The 16,161-nt window shown below is 36.3% G+C and carries 18 protein-coding genes and 1 riboswitch; of the genes, 14 read left to right on the top strand and 4 right to left on the bottom strand.

Features of this window, described 5'->3' with window-relative positions:
* Window positions 1-185 precede the first annotated feature (185 nt).
* The 13 genes from A9G24_RS05125 (at window position 186) to thiD (ending at window position 12,246) form a co-directional block, all read left to right on the top strand.
* Complete coding sequence (locus tag A9G24_RS05125; RefSeq protein ID WP_065638069.1) at window positions 186-1,628, top strand: LTA synthase family protein; 1,443 nt, start codon at window positions 186-188, stop codon at window positions 1,626-1,628.
* A gap of 9 nt (window positions 1,629-1,637) precedes the next feature.
* Window positions 1,638-2,261 carry a LysE family translocator gene (locus tag A9G24_RS05120; protein WP_065638068.1) on the top strand — a complete coding sequence of 208 codons (624 nt, stop codon included), beginning with the start codon at window positions 1,638-1,640 and terminating at the stop codon, window positions 2,259-2,261.
* Window positions 2,262-2,457: 196 nt separating this feature from the next.
* Window positions 2,458-3,420 carry an arabinose-5-phosphate isomerase GutQ gene (gene gutQ / locus A9G24_RS05115; protein WP_065638067.1) on the top strand — a complete coding sequence of 321 codons (963 nt, stop codon included), beginning with the start codon at window positions 2,458-2,460 and terminating at the stop codon, window positions 3,418-3,420.
* Window positions 3,421-3,608: 188 nt separating this feature from the next.
* Window positions 3,609-4,130, top strand: a complete 522-nt coding sequence (gene aroK, locus A9G24_RS05110; protein ID WP_065638066.1) for a shikimate kinase AroK — start codon at window positions 3,609-3,611, stop codon at window positions 4,128-4,130.
* A gap of 67 nt (window positions 4,131-4,197) precedes the next feature.
* Window positions 4,198-5,046 (top strand): SPOR domain-containing protein, encoded by an 849-nt coding sequence (locus A9G24_RS05105; RefSeq protein WP_065638065.1) that lies wholly within the window; start codon window positions 4,198-4,200, stop codon window positions 5,044-5,046.
* 48 nt (window positions 5,047-5,094) lie between these two features.
* A complete protein-coding gene (locus tag A9G24_RS05100; protein ID WP_065638064.1) occupies window positions 5,095-5,916 on the top strand; it encodes a Dam family site-specific DNA-(adenine-N6)-methyltransferase in 822 nt (273 codons plus the stop codon).
* A gap of 37 nt (window positions 5,917-5,953) precedes the next feature.
* Complete coding sequence (gene rpe, locus A9G24_RS05095; protein ID WP_065638063.1) at window positions 5,954-6,631, top strand: ribulose-phosphate 3-epimerase; 678 nt, start codon at window positions 5,954-5,956, stop codon at window positions 6,629-6,631.
* Complete coding sequence (locus A9G24_RS05090; RefSeq protein ID WP_065638062.1) at window positions 6,624-7,319, top strand: phosphoglycolate phosphatase; 696 nt, start codon at window positions 6,624-6,626, stop codon at window positions 7,317-7,319. The genes rpe and A9G24_RS05090 overlap by 8 nt, the downstream gene beginning before the upstream one ends.
* A 23-nt stretch (window positions 7,320-7,342) precedes the next feature.
* Window positions 7,343-8,338: a tryptophan--tRNA ligase gene (trpS, locus tag A9G24_RS05085; protein ID WP_065638061.1), complete on the top strand. Its 996-nt coding sequence runs from the start codon at window positions 7,343-7,345 to the stop codon at window positions 8,336-8,338.
* Window positions 8,339-8,446: 108 nt separating this feature from the next.
* The gene (trkA, locus tag A9G24_RS05080; protein ID WP_065638060.1) at window positions 8,447-9,808 is read left to right on the top strand and encodes a Trk system potassium transporter TrkA; all 1,362 of its coding nucleotides are present in this window, start codon (window positions 8,447-8,449) and stop codon (window positions 9,806-9,808) included.
* A 39-nt stretch (window positions 9,809-9,847) separates the two neighbouring features.
* Window positions 9,848-9,946: riboswitch (TPP riboswitch) on the top strand.
* A gap of 54 nt (window positions 9,947-10,000) precedes the next feature.
* Window positions 10,001-10,786, top strand: a complete 786-nt coding sequence (thiM, locus tag A9G24_RS05075) for a hydroxyethylthiazole kinase (RefSeq protein ID WP_065638059.1) — start codon at window positions 10,001-10,003, stop codon at window positions 10,784-10,786.
* Between the two features lie 12 nt (window positions 10,787-10,798).
* Window positions 10,799-11,440: a thiamine phosphate synthase gene (thiE, locus tag A9G24_RS05070; RefSeq protein WP_065638058.1), complete on the top strand. Its 642-nt coding sequence runs from the start codon at window positions 10,799-10,801 to the stop codon at window positions 11,438-11,440.
* A gap of 11 nt (window positions 11,441-11,451) precedes the next feature.
* Complete coding sequence (gene thiD, locus A9G24_RS05065; RefSeq protein WP_065638057.1) at window positions 11,452-12,246, top strand: bifunctional hydroxymethylpyrimidine kinase/phosphomethylpyrimidine kinase; 795 nt, start codon at window positions 11,452-11,454, stop codon at window positions 12,244-12,246.
* A gap of 72 nt (window positions 12,247-12,318) precedes the next feature.
* Here the strand turns inward: thiD and A9G24_RS05060 are convergent, their stop codons facing one another.
* The 3 genes from A9G24_RS05060 to A9G24_RS05050 form a co-directional block, all read right to left on the bottom strand.
* On the bottom strand, window positions 12,319-12,777 hold the full coding sequence (locus tag A9G24_RS05060; RefSeq protein WP_065638056.1) for an STY0301 family protein: 459 nt from the start codon (window positions 12,775-12,777) through the stop codon (window positions 12,319-12,321).
* Window positions 12,778-13,405: 628 nt separating this feature from the next.
* Window positions 13,406-13,864 carry an STY0301 family protein gene (locus A9G24_RS05055; RefSeq protein WP_065638055.1) on the bottom strand — a complete coding sequence of 153 codons (459 nt, stop codon included), beginning with the start codon at window positions 13,862-13,864 and terminating at the stop codon, window positions 13,406-13,408.
* 177 nt (window positions 13,865-14,041) lie between these two features.
* Window positions 14,042-14,245 carry a heavy-metal-associated domain-containing protein gene (locus tag A9G24_RS05050; protein ID WP_065638054.1) on the bottom strand — a complete coding sequence of 68 codons (204 nt, stop codon included), beginning with the start codon at window positions 14,243-14,245 and terminating at the stop codon, window positions 14,042-14,044.
* A 143-nt stretch (window positions 14,246-14,388) separates the two neighbouring features.
* Between A9G24_RS05050 and A9G24_RS05045 the strand changes: the two genes are divergently transcribed.
* Window positions 14,389-15,327: a hypothetical protein gene (locus A9G24_RS05045; RefSeq protein WP_065638053.1), complete on the top strand. Its 939-nt coding sequence runs from the start codon at window positions 14,389-14,391 to the stop codon at window positions 15,325-15,327.
* Window positions 15,328-15,417: 90 nt separating this feature from the next.
* Here the strand turns inward: A9G24_RS05045 and A9G24_RS05040 are convergent.
* On the bottom strand, window positions 15,418-16,161 hold a 744-nt coding region (locus A9G24_RS05040; RefSeq protein WP_255307228.1), incomplete at its 5' end, for a transposase.

The following is a 16,161-nucleotide window of genomic DNA, read 5'->3' as shown; positions in this document are numbered from 1 at the left end:
TATTGCAAACTATGTTATAACCATAAGAAATTTAAAGATTAATTGGTAGAATAAAGGAAACGCTATAATCATGCAGTGTAAACAACTCGGTGTTTTTCTACACATTAGCCAATATTTTTATTTTTTGTGTATTAAGTATATACTTTGGCAAAATTGATTTTTGAATAAATTGAGTAACAGATCGTATGCCATTATCGACATTAATTATTTTACCCCTTTTTATTATTACAATTGTTTTTGCCTCGCTTTTTAAACAGAAAAAATGGCAACTTTTAACCATAACTTTGCTGACGGTTTTTATTGTAATGGAGCTCACTTCTATCTACTTTAGTGGTGGCTTTATTGATTATCAGTTTTATGTAAATTTAAACGTTAATGACATTATCGAAGGACTATTTATTTTTAAATTGCAAGCAGTATTGGTTATTGTTGTCTTTTTTGCCCTTATATTCTTGCTAACAAAACTCGCTGATTTGTGCAAACGCAAATGTCATTTAGTAGTCCGCTTGTTATTAGCATTTTTAGCAATAGCATCAATTAGTTATCACAATGGTCCATTAAGCCGTTTATACGAAATCTATCAAGTCACGAGCGCCCCTCGTGAGCCGTTTGAGCAAGCATTACAATCGCTCAACATGACTAACTATACCAACAAAAATCAGCTTGTTAGCCATCAGGGTAAAAATATTATTGTGCTATCATTAGAATCGTTTGAACAAGGTTTTTTCGATTTTGAAGATATTACCCCTAATTTACGTCAACTTCGCCAAGATTATACCTTTTTTGCTAATATGCCAATGAGCCCTGGTAGCACTTGGACTACCGCATCAATGTACACTTATATGACCGGTATGCCTTTTTTAATTGGCGGCTATACCACATCACCATTAATGCGTGCAGATAAAACAAACTTAGTCAGTTTGGGGGATGTGCTTAAACAAGCGGGATATCAAACCCGTTATGTCATGGCAAGCCCTGATTTTGCTGGCATTGGTCATACTGCTGAGCTGTTTGGTATGCAAGTTATTTCCGAAAAAAACTATGTTGGACAATATCCACCGGCACCTTTTGGGTTGTATGACAAAGATATTTTCGATGTTGCACAAAAACAAATTAGCGAAATGCACCAAGCAAATAAACCCTTTGCTTTGTTTGTTTCAACTGTTTCAACCCATGCACCAAATGGTTTTGCTGATGAAAGAATGCGATCGGTTATTTCACCAAAGACGGATAATATGTCGTTTGTTGCAGCTTCGTTAGATCATAACTTAGGACTTTTTATCCAACAATTAAAAGATAAAGGATTATTGGAAAACACGGTATTTTACATTTTTCCAGATCATTTAATGATGGGTTCTGGCACACCGACAATCAATCGTCTTTCACAAAAAGAGCGCAAACTTTATTTATTAACAAATGCACGCACACAAGATCTACAAAAAACGCCTGATCAGACTATTTATCAAATAGATTTACCGCGTTTAATTTTAAACGGCGCACAAGTTGAAAGTAATGCTAAATTTTTAACTGACTATTTAACCGAGCCTAATTTTGATAAAAAACAGTTTATTGAACAAAATAAATCCAACATTGCAACAATCAATAATTCAGCCCAAGTGTTTAAATAGGCAAACAAAATGACGTCTGATACATTCATTTTAGTCACCACAATCAGTTTTTTAGGAATGATTTCACCTGGACCTGATTTTATTTTAGTGCTAAAAAATAGTTTGAGTTATAACCGTAAAATGGCGTTACTCACCTGTTTAGGTGTTATCACAGCCATTTTAGTTCATATGAGCTACTGTGTTGCAGGCATTGCAGTACTTATCACTACCACACCGCTACTTTATAATGCTTTACGTTATGCAGGTGCTGCTTATCTAATATGGCTTGGTATAAAGGCATTAATTGCCTCAAAACCAAATACGACCTATATAGGTAAGCAACAAAACAAACCGTCAATTTCGGCTAAATCAGCCTTTATACAAGGATTTTTATGTAATTTACTTAATCCTAAAGCAACCTTATTTTTTCTAGCCATTTTTACTCAGGTACTTAATGCCAAATCCTCAACGATGGATAAGCTTATCGTTGCAATAATTATTGGGATTGAAGCCGTTTTTTGGTGGCCTTTTGTGGTGTTTATTTTTCAAACGCAAAGCGTACAATGGCGTTATTTTAGAATTCAGTTTATAATTGATAAATTACTGGGGATCATTTTAATTACCTTGGGAATTAAAGTCACTTTGGGAGTTTAAATGATTAAAGTTTAAGGGGATAGATATTTATACTAAAAAGCATACTTTCCTGAAAGTTTTTTACAAATAGGCTTTCTTCTTTGAATATTCCCCCATTAATTGTTAAACTGATACTAATTTAGCTTTATAATCATTTTGCCTTTATTTTCCGATTATAGATTAACCGTTCACTTTTTTATTCAATGGGCTAATTGAAATGGATAAATTATTACAATATGGTCGAGAGCTTCTTGAATTAGAGATACACGAAGCACAAAAATTACCAGATCGACTAGGCAACGATTTTGTTAACGCATGTCAGCTTATTTTAAGCACCAAAGGTAAAATTGTCGTTTCAGGTATTGGCAAGTCTGGGCACATAGGTAAAAAAATTGCGGCTTCATTAGCCAGTACAGGCAGTCCAGCATTTTTTATGCATCCATCAGAAGCCTTGCATGGCGATTTAGGGATGGTAACCCAAAACGATATAGCTGTTTTAATTTCTTACTCAGGCCGAGCCAAGGAATTTAATTTAATTTTACCTATTCTTGCCGAAATGAAAGTACCCGTTATTGCTATTACTGGAGGATTAGATTCGCCGCTGGCTAAATCAGCCCAAGCCATTCTTGATATTTCAATTGAAAAAGAAGCATGTCCAATGGGGCTTGCACCAACATCAAGTTCAACCAACACGTTATTAATGGGCGATGCGCTAGCAGTTGCTGTCATGCGCGCACGAGGCTTTAAAGAAGAAGATTTTGCACGCTCTCACCCTGCTGGTAGCTTAGGTGCCAAATTACTCAATCATGTGAGTGATGTAATGCGAACCGGCGAGCGGATTCCTAAAGTTTCACAAACGGCAACGGTGTTAGATGCCATGCTAGAATTAAGTCGAACAGGTGTAGGTTTAGTTGCAATCTGTCAGGATAATAATAAAATAACGGGTGTATTTACCGATGGCGATTTACGCCGATTATTATTAAAAAATGGTACATTACAAGATAGCATTATGGACGTTATGACCAGCCCAGGGCATTGCATCCCTGAAAAATGGAAAGCGGTTGAAGCGTTAAAATCATTTAATGATCATAATATTACCGCCGCTCCAGTCGTTAACAATGAAGGGGAATTAGTAGGCGCGTTAAACATCCATGATTTGCATCAAGCTGGTATTAGCTAAAACTATTGATAAATACCTATTGCCAAAAGGTGCTATCTATTGAGATAATTACCGTCCTAAATTTTTGTCGTTAGACGGAGATCAAAGAAAAGTTACACAATTGAATTCTGGTTTGGTTTTTTTTGAATCACATCAAATTGATATTGTGTTGTATATTTTAACCAAAATTAATAGATGATGAAACTACAATGGCAGAAAAGCGAAATATCTTTCTAATTGGCCCTATGGGGGCAGGAAAAAGCACAATAGGCCGACAAATTGCACAACAACTAGGCATGGATTTTTTTGACTCGGATCAAGAAATTGAAAAACGTACCGGTGCCGATATTGCATGGATTTTTGACCTAGAGGGGGAAGACGGATTCCGTGCCAGAGAAGAAAAAGTCATTAATGAATTGACTGAAAAACAAGGCGTCGTTCTTGCAACGGGTGGAGGTTCTGTCTTATCTAAAGAGACACGCAATCGATTATCCGCTCGTGGAATTGTTGTCTATCTTGAAACAACCATTGAAAAACAAATGGCAAGAACACAAAAAGATAAGCGTCGACCTTTATTACAAGGCGGTAACACACCTCGAGAGCTTTACGAAGAGCTTGCTGGTGAGCGCGAACCACTTTACGAAGAAATTGCCGATATTACAATTAAAACCGATGAACAAAGTGCTAAAGGTGTTGCAAGTTATATTATTGATAAAATAGAGCAGATTTAAGTCATTTACTTTAGGAATAATAGCTAATCATAAAGCAATAAATCTTTTGATAGGTTAAGGAGTAAGTATGCGTGTAGATAAAGATGACCGTTATATATCAGAACAACCTAGTAAGGACTCTACGCCCTCATTAAAATTACCAAACCTTTTTAAAGATTTTCCAAAGAAAAAATTAATTATTTTCTGTTTAGCAATTGTGATTCTTTTATTGCTTAGCTTGATTATCTTTCATTCTGCTCGTAAAAAAGAAGCAGCACCATTAACGCCACTAGAGGTTAATGGTGTCACTTCAACAGAAAAAACCAATAATGCAATCACTGATGGACAAAACAATGTTGGGATTAGTGAAAATCAAACTAGAATTGCTGATTCGATAGAAGAAGTGCTTTCAGACAATGCGTTAAATCAAGCGAATAGGCAACAGCCACTTGAATCCGATGATGAGACAAATGATAGCCTAACTTCATCAGCAAATAATCAAAATAGGGGTTATAGAGTAAATGGTCATTCTGCGACAATATTAAATAGCAGAGCTAATAAGTCTAGTAATACAAATATTACACAATCAACCAATACAAAAAAAAATAGCCATAATAAAAACTCAGCTAGTCGTAAAGATGAAAATAGTGATTTAGGAAAAAACATTAAGATAAAAAATGATCGTTATGTCATTCAGCTTAGTGCATCTAAATCAGTTGAAGGTTTAAAAAAATTCGTTAAACAAAACAATATAACGGATTACCAGATTTATGAAACTAAACATCAATCTGGTTCATGGTTTATTTTAATCAAAGGCAACTATTCATCAGTAGATGAAGCACATAAGGCAATCAAGGCTTTACCAAGTGCACTACAAAAAGACAAACCATGGGTTAAATCAGGTGCAATGATTAATAAAGAAAAAGCATCAAAATAGCAAAGAATATCGTTTATTTATACGATCAACGACAAATAGGAGCATCCGTTGAAGAAGCACCGAGCCTTTTTAAAATGGGCTGGAGGAAAATATGAGCTAGTGGAAACAATTAAACAATATCTGCCAGAAGGTGATCAACTGATTGAACCTTTTGTCGGCGCTGGTTCCGTATTTTTGAATACCAACTACAAAAGTTATATTTTAGCGGATATTAATCATGATTTAATTTCATTATACAAATTGTTAAAGTCAAATCCTGATCAATTTATCCATGACTTGAAATTGCTATTTGTCGCTCAAAATAATCAACCTGAAGCATTTTATCAGCTTCGAGAAGTCTTTAATCGCAGCCAAGACCAGTATTTTAGATCACTATTATTTGTCTATCTAAATCGGCATGGTTATAACGGCTTATGTCGTTATAACAACAAAGGACTATTTAATGTACCATTTGGGCGTTACAAAACCGTTTATTTTCCTGAAAAAGAACTCTATTTTTTTGCAGAAAAAGCACAAAAAGCACAGTTTATTTGCGCTCCTTATCACGAAGTGATGAAGAAAGCGAAAAAAAATTCGGTGATCTATTGTGATCCGCCCTATATATCTCCAAATGAATCAGCGGGTTTTACGGCTTATTATTCAAATATTTTTGGATCTGAAGAGCATAAAAACTTGTCAAAATTGGCTGAAACTATGGCATATAAAAAAGATATACCGGTGCTAGTGTCTAATCATTATACTGATTACACAATGAGCCTTTATAGTAAAGCAAGTCATCTTTATCAAGCAGAAATGCGACGTTCAATTAGCTGTGCTGGTGAAGGTCGTAAAAAAATCGACGAAATCTTAGCATTATATAAAAAGTCATAATCAGGCTTGAATATAAGATGAGTTTTAGAGGTAGGTTATGAAAAAATTTATTATTGCCCCATCAATATTATCAGCTGATTTTGCGCGTCTTGGTGAGGACACTCAAAAAGTGCTTGATGCAGGTGCTGATGCTATCCATTTTGATGTCATGGATAACCATTTTGTACCAAATCTAACCATGGGAGCTATGTTTTGTAAAGCACTGCGAGACTATGGCATAAAAGCACCTATTGACGTCCATCTAATGGTATCACCGGTTGAAGAACTCATCACCGCTTTTGCCAAAGCTGGCGCAACCAATATCTCTATCCACCCAGAAGCGACTGTTCATTTGGATCGATCCTTACAGTTAATTAAAGATCACGGCTGCACGGCAGGTATTGTGCTTAACCCTGCCACTCCGCTTGATTATTTAGATTATATTATTGATAAAATTGATATTATTTTATTAATGAGTGTTAATCCAGGTTTTGGAGGACAATCGTTTATACCTTCCACAATTAAGAAATTACAACAAACCAAACAGCGTATTATTGCATCTGGGCGCGATATTCGTTTAGAAGTTGATGGTGGCGTAAAAGTCGAAAATATAGCAGAAATAGCCAAAGCAGGTGCCGATATGTTTGTTGCAGGCTCCGCTATATTTAGCCAGCCTAATTATAAAACCGTCATTGATGCCATGCGTAAAGAGTTAGCAGGAGTTATACATGAATAAACTAAAAGATATTCAAGCAATCGCATTTGATTTAGATGGTACATTGGTTGATAGTGTGCCGGGGCTGGCACTGGCTACACAAAATATGTTGGCAGAGCTGAATCTACCGACAATTAGCTATGAACAAGTCAAAAATTTTGTCGGTAATGGTATTGATATCATGCTCGAGCGAGTATTTAAAGCAATTCAAGTTGATCCATCAACTGAGCTACTTGCAAAAGCTAAAAATCTATTTAACCAGCATTATGATAAAGTTATTGATGCAGAAACGAAACTGTTTCCCAATGTTAAAGAAACCCTAAAAGTGCTTCATGATAATCATTATCCACTAGCATTAGTGACCAATAAACCTGCACAATTTTTACCGGCCTTGCTGACTTCTTTAGGTATAAAAGAGTACTTTTCATTAGTTCTTGGTGGTGGTGATGTGATTAAATTAAAACCACATCCAGCGCCGTTGTATCAAGTAATGGCTACATTTGGATTGTTTAGTGATCAATTACTTTTTGTTGGCGATTCTAAAAATGATATTACCGCCGCTCAAAATGCTAACTGTCCAACCATTGCCTTAAGCTATGGCTACAACTATGGCATCTCGATCGCAACCAGCAACCCTGATTTTTTATTAGATGATTTTAAAGACATATTAACATTATTACCTCAGCCAAAAGCTGATGCAAAAAAATAATTAGCATAAATTAGGAACAAATTATGAGTAAACCGATTGTATTTAGTGGCGCTCAGCCATCAGGAGAACTAACACTTGGCAACTACTTAGGTGCGTTAAAAAATTGGGTGGCTCTGCAAGGCGAATATGATTGCGTTTATTGTATTGTCAATCAGCATGCGATTACCGTACGCCAAGATCCCATCAAATTACGTAAAGCCACATTAGATACACTCGCTCTGTATTTAGCTTGTGGCATCGATCCACAAAAAAGCACTATTTTTGTACAATCACACGTCCCAGCACATGCCGAATTAGGCTGGGCATTAAATTGTTACACCTATTTTGGTGAGCTCAGTCGTATGACTCAATTTAAAGATAAATCGTCTCGTCATTCTGAAAACATTAATGCCGGTTTGTTTGATTACCCAGTGCTGATGGCTGCCGATATTTTGCTCTATCAAGCCAACTTAGTGCCTGTTGGCGATGATCAAAAACAACATCTTGAATTATCGCGTGATATTGCTATGCGCTTTAATGCACTTTATGGTGATATATTTACTGTCCCTGAGCCATTTATTGCCAAAGTGGGCGCCCGCGTTATGTCACTGCAAGAGCCGACTAAAAAAATGTCTAAATCAGATGAAAACCGCAATAATGTGATTGGATTACTCGAAAATCCTAAAGATATTGAGAAAAAAATCAAACGTGCGATGACCGATTCTGATGAACCTCCAGTGGTACGTTACGACATAAAAAATAAAGCTGGTGTTTCAAACCTACTTGATATTTTAACTGGCGTGACAGGTAAACCGATTGCCGAACTTGAAAAAGAATTTGAAGGCAAAATGTATGGCCATCTCAAAACCGAAGTTGCAACGCAAGTCATCGATCTACTAACCACTTTACAAGCCAAGTATCATCAGTACCGAGATGACGAAAGTTATCTATTTTCAATCATGCAAGAAGGTGCCGAAAAAGCACGTTCAAAGGCCGAACCAACTTTGAAGAAAGTCTATGATGCAATCGGTTTTGTATAATTGCTAAATCAATAATTGATTATTGCTAAAAATAAAACAGTATGCAATGGCTTTAATAGACTAAATAAATTGGCAACAATTAAAGCCATTTAACTATACAGGTTAGTTATGAAGATTATTATTCTAGGTGCAGGACAAACAGGTAGTGCGCTTGCTGAATATCTCGTTACCGAAAAACAAAACGATGTCACCGTGGTTGATGAAAACCATGACAAATTACAATCTCTACAAGAACGTTTCGATTTACAGGTGATTTGTGGGAAATCATCCTATCCTCAAGTATTAGAAAGTGCCGGTGCTGAATCAGCGGATATGCTTGTTGCTGTAACTAACTCTGACGAAGTCAATATGATGGCCTGCCAAATTAGTCATGTTATATTTAACATCCCACAAAAGGTCGCACGCATTCGAGCGCCTGAATACAATGACGAAAATTACCCGCTGTTCAATAAAGATTGCATTAATATTGATCACATTATTGCCCCAGAAAACCTTATCACTAATCATATTAGTCAATTAGTCCAATATCCTGGTTCGCTACAATTTGCGTCTTTTTATGACAATCGCGTCTGTTTGGTAGCTGTGACGGCCTATTATGGCGGGGCTTTAGTTGGCAGCGAACTTTCAGGGCTTAAAGAACACTTACCTCATGTTGAAGCTCGGGTTGTCGCAATTTATCGTAAAAATCGCTTTATACGTCCATTGGGATCCACTCTTATCGAAGCGGGAGATATGGTTTATTTCATTACACCGCCAGTTAATATCAAAGCGGTAACTAGTGAGCTACAACGTTTAGAAAAACCCTATAAACGAATCATTATTAGTGGTGGTGGTGGCGTGGCTGTCACTTTAGCAAAGCGTTTAGAAAACGACTATCAAGTCAAATTAATCGAACGCAATGCTGAGCGTGCCGAATTAATTGCGGAGCAACTCGTTAATACAACGGTTTTGCACGGTGAATCATCGGATCAAGAATTGCTCTCACAAGAACAAGTCGAACTTACTGATCTGTTTATTGCTGTCACCAGTGATGATGAGTCCAATATCATGTCCTCCATGCTAGCCAAAAGGATGGGAGCAAAAAAAGTGATTGTATTGATTCAACGCCAAGCTTATCTTGAACTGATTAATGATAGTGTGATTGATATTGCAATTTCACCACAACACGCTACAATTTCAGAACTGTTAAGTCATATAAGACAAACAGGCGTTGTTAAAGTCGTATCATTAAGACAAGGTGAATCCGAAATTGTCGAAATTGTTGCCAATGGTCGTAGTGAAACATCAAAACTCGTTGGCAAAAATATTAATGGCTTAAAACTGCCTTCTGGTGCAACCATTGGAGCTGTAGTGCGTGGTGAAGATGTCATTATCGTTAATACCGATTTAATGATAGAAGACAACGATCATCTAATCATATTTTTGCCAGATAGAAAGGCAATTACGGACATTGAAAAATTATTACAATAACTTGTTAAAAATAGATAGTCAGTTCATAATAATCAAATAAATTTTGACTCGGGGTGTTTTTTTCAACAAAAAACTGAGATTTTACCCGTTGAACCTGATCTGGATTATGCCAGCGTAGGGAAGTCTAAGCCATAAAGTCACTAAATTGGCCAATTCTTCCCAACAAATATAAAATATAAGTAAGGAAGAAATATGCCAGTGGCCAAATCATTTCAAACCACGCAAGCAACCGCTTTTATCCATCACATTAAACAACAACGCCCACTCGTGCATTGCATAACTAATGATGTAGTCCAAAATTTTACCGCCAATGTACTACTTGCTATTGGTGCATCACCCGCAATGGTGATTGCCGAGCAAGAAGTTGCGGCATTTGTTACCATTGCCGATAGTTTACTAATTAATATCGGCACCATTCACAGCAGCATAGCCACAAGTATGTTATTAGCAGCAGCTAAAGCTCAGCAAACACAAACCCCATGGGTACTTGATCCTGTCGCTGTAGGACCTGCACTTAATTACCGTACTGAAATTGCATATCAATTACTATCATTAAAACCAACGGTAATTCGTGGTAATGCCTCAGAAATATTAGCGCTAAATGGTCAAAACTCATCAGCAAAAGGACCTGACGGTCAAGACTCAACCCAATCAGCTTTAAACGCCGCCCAAGAGCTTGCGCAAAAATATCAAACAATTGTTGCAATGACAGGTGATATCGACTATGTCACTAACGGTAACAATGTATATAGCATAACAGGAGGCGATATTGCTTTAACTAAAGTGACGGGAACAGGATGTTCGTTATCCGCCATGGTAGCAGCCTTTATAGCCAATTCACCTGATATTTTATCTGCTACCGCCTCGGCATGTTTTATGATGAAAAAGGCCGCTGAACTTGCCAATAAACAGCAAGGATTAGGCACCTTTACGGTATCTCTATTAGATCAACTCTCACTATTTAACCCATCGCTTTAATACGGATATAAGATGAAAAAACAATTGGATTTAACCCTTTATTTAGTGCTCGATCCACTACTCTGTGGTGGTATTAGTGGTATGGTCAATACAACAAAAATTGCTGTCAAAAACGGCGTAACTGCTATACAGTTAAGATCAGAAAAAGAACTGACAGGTAAAGATTGGTATCAAGCAGCATTAGCATTGAAAGAAACGCTAAGTGATACGCCTGTCCCGCTATTTATAAATGATCATGTGGATATTGCTTTAGCAGTTAATGCCGATGGCGTACATATTGGACAAAGTGATTTACCTGCCGATGTCACTCGCCAACTCATCGGCAAAGATAAATGGTTAGGGCTTTCGGTATCTAATCGCCAACAACTTGATACCACGCCTTGGCAGCTGGTTAATTATATTGGTATTGGTCCTATCTTTCCAACCACAACCAAAAAAGATGCAACGGCAGCACTGGGAACCGAACAGTTAACCAAGTTAGTAGAACTAAAGCAGCGCCCTGCTGTTGCCATTGGTGGCATTGATGAAAAAAATGTAACTAATGTTATTCAAACAGGCATTGACGGTGTTGCGGTAGTTTCGGCTATTTGTGGCAAAAAAGATATTCAACAAGCAACGTTATCGCTTATTAACAAAATCAAGCAGGCTAAATAGGAAATACTATCATGACAACAATTACATTAACCATTGCTGGATCTGATCCTAGCGGTGGCGCAGGTATTCAAGCCGATTTAAAAACCTTTTCTGCACTCGGCGTTTATGGCATGTCGGTCATCACGGCACTAACGGCACAAAGCACACAAGGGGTTGATGCGGTATTAGCGATCTCGCCCGAATTTATTGAAGCCCAATTCAATACGCTTTATCAAGATATTCAAATTGATAGCGTAAAAATGGGAATGCTCATGAATAAAGAGATAGTCACAACCGTCCACCACCTGCTAAAAAGCAATCCAATCCCGATCATCGTCTTAGACACCGTCATGGTCGCCAAAGGGGGACATTCGCTACTAAAACCTGACGCCATCACAGCCATTCGTGAACTTTTACTCCCCCTAGCAACCATCATCACTCCCAATCTACCAGAAGCAGCCGCGCTACTTGATTGTGATGAAGCAAAAACCGAAGATGATATGCAAAAACAAGGGTGTGACTTACTTAAACTAGGTTGCAAAGCGGTCTTAATGAAAGGCGGGCACTTGCTAAGCCATGAAAGTCCAGATTATTTAATCACTCAAAATAACACAGTTAAAATAACCGCCCCACGCATTCAAACAAAAAACACCCACGGTACAGGCTGCACATTATCCGCAGCGATTGCCGCATTATTACCTAAAAACAGCTTACCAGACACGATAGCCCAAGCGAAAAATTATCTACATGGCGCAATTAGTCATGCTAACAATTTAAATATAGGGAAAGGGATTGGACCAACACACCATTTTTACCGTTGGTGGTAATCGCACAATAAACAAACTAAATGGGATTTAAGTTGTCAACTATTGTATATAACAACCAATTCCATACCTTAACTAATGCAGATTCTTTGCTTCACTTGTGCTACAGGTAAGTGTCCCTTTTTTCCCTTGTTCATTTTTAGAGTAGTCAGCCCAGCAACTTTTCATTGATAAATCAATTTTTTTTATTAACTCAATTCTTCTTACATTATAAGAGCAAACAACATAATAAGGTTCAACGTCCGTATAGTGATTAACTTCCCATATTAACTCATGTTTCTTACCATCAACCGTTCCTTTTGCTGGTTTTAAAGCCCCCATTCTAGAAGGATTATCGTAATAAACAATCATGCTGCTAAACGATACAGTCAAACTATTTATATCGTCAGAAAACTCCCACCCATCAGGCATGTTTTCAACTTCTTCTTTAACGTTGATTTTTTGTGGGCAATCAATCTGATAAGCATTAACAAAAAAAACCGCACCAAACCAAGCCATAATAGCCACAGTAACACTCAATATTTTACCTTTCATAATATATCCTTCTAACAATAGCTTATTAATAAACAGATAAAAGCATTCTAAAATTTCAAAAATCATGCCAATATATTAAATAAAACCAATTATAATTAATTATTTATAAGTAATTAAGTTATTTTCACCATGTTAACTAAATTAAACAATTTTTTTATTATTTCTGTTTTGGGGTGAAATTTCAATAATGTGGCATAACGAAGGTGTCGCCAAAAAAGCCCTGTACCATAAAATAAGACTCATCACGACCACACGGAATTCAAACTCAAAATATCCACGGAACGGATTGCACACACCCTACCGCAATTGCGCATTATAACCAAAATATTACAACCTAGAAGAAGCCACAAAGCAGCTAAAAGCTATTTGCAAGGTGTAATTAACCATGCCGATAATTTAACCATTGGCAAAAGCATTGGTCCTACACATCATTTTTATCAATGGTGGTAACAAGTAAATGATTAGAATTAAGTTGATTTAAGACGTTTTATATAATTCTATGAAAAGTATCGCTAAAGCATTAAAACTTAAATTAAAATAATGTATTGAAAAAATAAACTATGGTTCAAAATTTTAGTGGGATTTGAGTTATCGGCTATTACATATAACAACAAATCCCATATTTTAACTAATACAAGTCCTTTGCTTCACTTGTGCTACAGGTAAGTGTCCCTTTTTTTCCTTGTTCATTTTTAGAGTAGTCAGCCCAACAACTTTTCATTGATAAATCAATTTTTTTTATTAACTCAATTCTGCTTACATTATAAGAGCAAACAACATAATAAGGTTCAACATCTGCTTTAAAATCGACTTCCCATATTAACTCATGTTTCTTACCATTAACCATTCCTTTTGCTGGTTTTAAACTCACCTTTTTAGAAGGCTTACCGTGATAAACAATCATGCTGCTAAACGACACAGTCAAACTATTTATATCATCAGAAACCTCCCACCCATCAGGCATGTTTTCAACCTCTTCTTTAACCTTGATTTTTTGTGGGCAATCAATCTGATAAGCATTAACAAAAAAAAACCCACCAAACCAAGTCATAATAGCCACAGTAACACTCAATATTTTACCTTTCATAATATATCCTTCTAACAATAGCTTTTTAATAAACAGATAAAAGCATTCTAGCATTCCCAAAAATATGCCAATATCTTAAACAAATTTTTTGTTATTTCTGTTTTAAAGTGAAATTTCAACAAGATAGCATAACAAAGAAGTTCCCAAAAAACCTAGTGTCATCAAATATAGAGATAGTCAGTATGCAGTCCTAACAAACTCATAACCAGCCTCATTAACAGCAGTGATAGCAGCTTCTTGCGAAATAGAACTATTTTCGATATCAACCTCGCGTTTGGTTAAATCAACGGTCACTTTTGCATTTGGGTCAATATCATTAATCGCTTTTGTTATCATTTTCACACAATGCTGACAACTCCTATTATCGACTATTAATTTCATAAAAATCTCTCTATTTCTAACGTATATTTAATAAACAACCAAGTAATATGCCTATTTATAACACTATTTTATTTGATTACATTTAATTTTTTTTCACAAACATGATAATATTTACTTCCTTTTTACATTTATAACAAAATATTATGATGAAAAAAATAAAATATTCTTTATTGTGGGTTTGCAGTTTAATCCTTGTTGGCTGTTCTGAACCTAGTTCTATCGACCGTTGGATTGACAACCCTACCGCTAACGAAATAAAAGTCACGATCGATGGCAATGAATTAACTATTCCAGCTAAATCAGGTGTTAATTATACATTTGAATACGGCAAACATACCTTATCGTATAATAATGACAACTTCAATTTTGTCGTAAAACCGGCTCAATTTGGAGAATCAGGCCTGATTAACCCAACACAAAGTAACTACTACTTATACACAGTCATCTATTCAACGTCTGAGATGAATGATGAACAATACGAAAAGATCTTAAGTGAAAACAGAGAAATCAATAACATTCCAGCCATTATTGATGGTAAAGAGCAAGAAATAGAGATGCCAGCAAAATTAATCAATGATGTATTTATTGAAAAAAGCCAATATCATTGGGATTATTCTTATGATCAGCCTTTCCCAAAAGAAATAACTCAAGAACTAGGATTAAAGAAAAACCAATCTTATCAAGAACGATTAAGAAAATTATATCGTGAAAGTGACTTTATTGAGTTATTAAAAGAAGATGAGCAAGGCGACATTAGTTTTCCTTACAATCCTAAAAAGTTCAGCGAGATAAGCCAATATGTTATTCCTAAGATTGACTTAAATAGCATAAAATGCGAAGAAGGTCGCCAATATATGGAAAGTCTGTTAAATGATTGGAATCACCTTATGACATTAAAAGGTAGTGATTTTACAAAACCGTACGACAATTTGGCATCAAATGATGCAATGGCTAAAAGCTATGGTTCAGAAGACAAATGTACAGAAGAAAACGATCCTGAGAAAACTTATAGAAAAGAATTGAGGCAATTTGTTGATGCTCTCAGAAATACTCGTGATGTGAACTTTTATGTAATTAAATAGTATTGGTGGTATTATTTTACTGGAAAGAGGCTGCTTTGCAGCCTCAGATTGATGACAAACCTCGATATAATTCGGGGTTTATTTTTTTATTTAAACCATAAATAGGATTTTTAATTTGGATTTTATTAAATAAATTAAAAAATAGCTTAAAAAACGTAACAAAAATAGCTTTATCGCTATTTTCTTGATATTTTGAGCCGTTGCGGCCAATAAACACTGCATTTGAACCTGCGCTCTTCCTCTAAATCGTGCATAGCGATGTCCGTGATGTTGTTTAGCATCAGCAAAGCTGCGCTCTATGGTTTCTTTTCGCCGAGCATAGACTTTTTTACCCCACTGACTTAAACGAATCTCGTTGGCTTTCTCTTTATCTGCTTCCCAGATATGCCGTGTGATGACTTTCTGTGTATTTTTACTCTGTGTACACTGTGACAATAACGGACAGATTTTGCAGGTTGTTGCATCAGAATGATAATGACGATAACCTTCCCTGCTGGTAGTTTTATATATTAATGTTTGCCCGTTTGGGCAAGTATAAGTATCGTTTTGACCGTTATAGATAAACTGCTTTCTTCTGATGGGATTCGCACCATGGGTGGGACGACGATAACCCAACACCGGATATATCTGCTCTGCCAGCAGTAAATGGCAAATGGGAGCCGTAAAATAACCCGCATCAAGACCGACACCAACCGGATTAAAGCCAAACCGCTCTAACTGGCGTTTTAATCGAGCCATGTAAGGCTGGGAATCATGAATATTTCCAGCTGTGACATAGGTATCGGTAATTAAATTATGTTTGCCATCAACCGTTCGGTGATCTAAGTAGAAGAA

This window comes from Gilliamella sp. App6-5, from assembly GCF_001690525.1.
GTDB lineage: Bacteria > Pseudomonadota > Gammaproteobacteria > Enterobacterales > Orbaceae > Gilliamella > Gilliamella apicola_H.
Note: the sequence above shows the minus strand (reverse complement) of the source record. Positions and strands in the feature narration are given on the sequence as shown.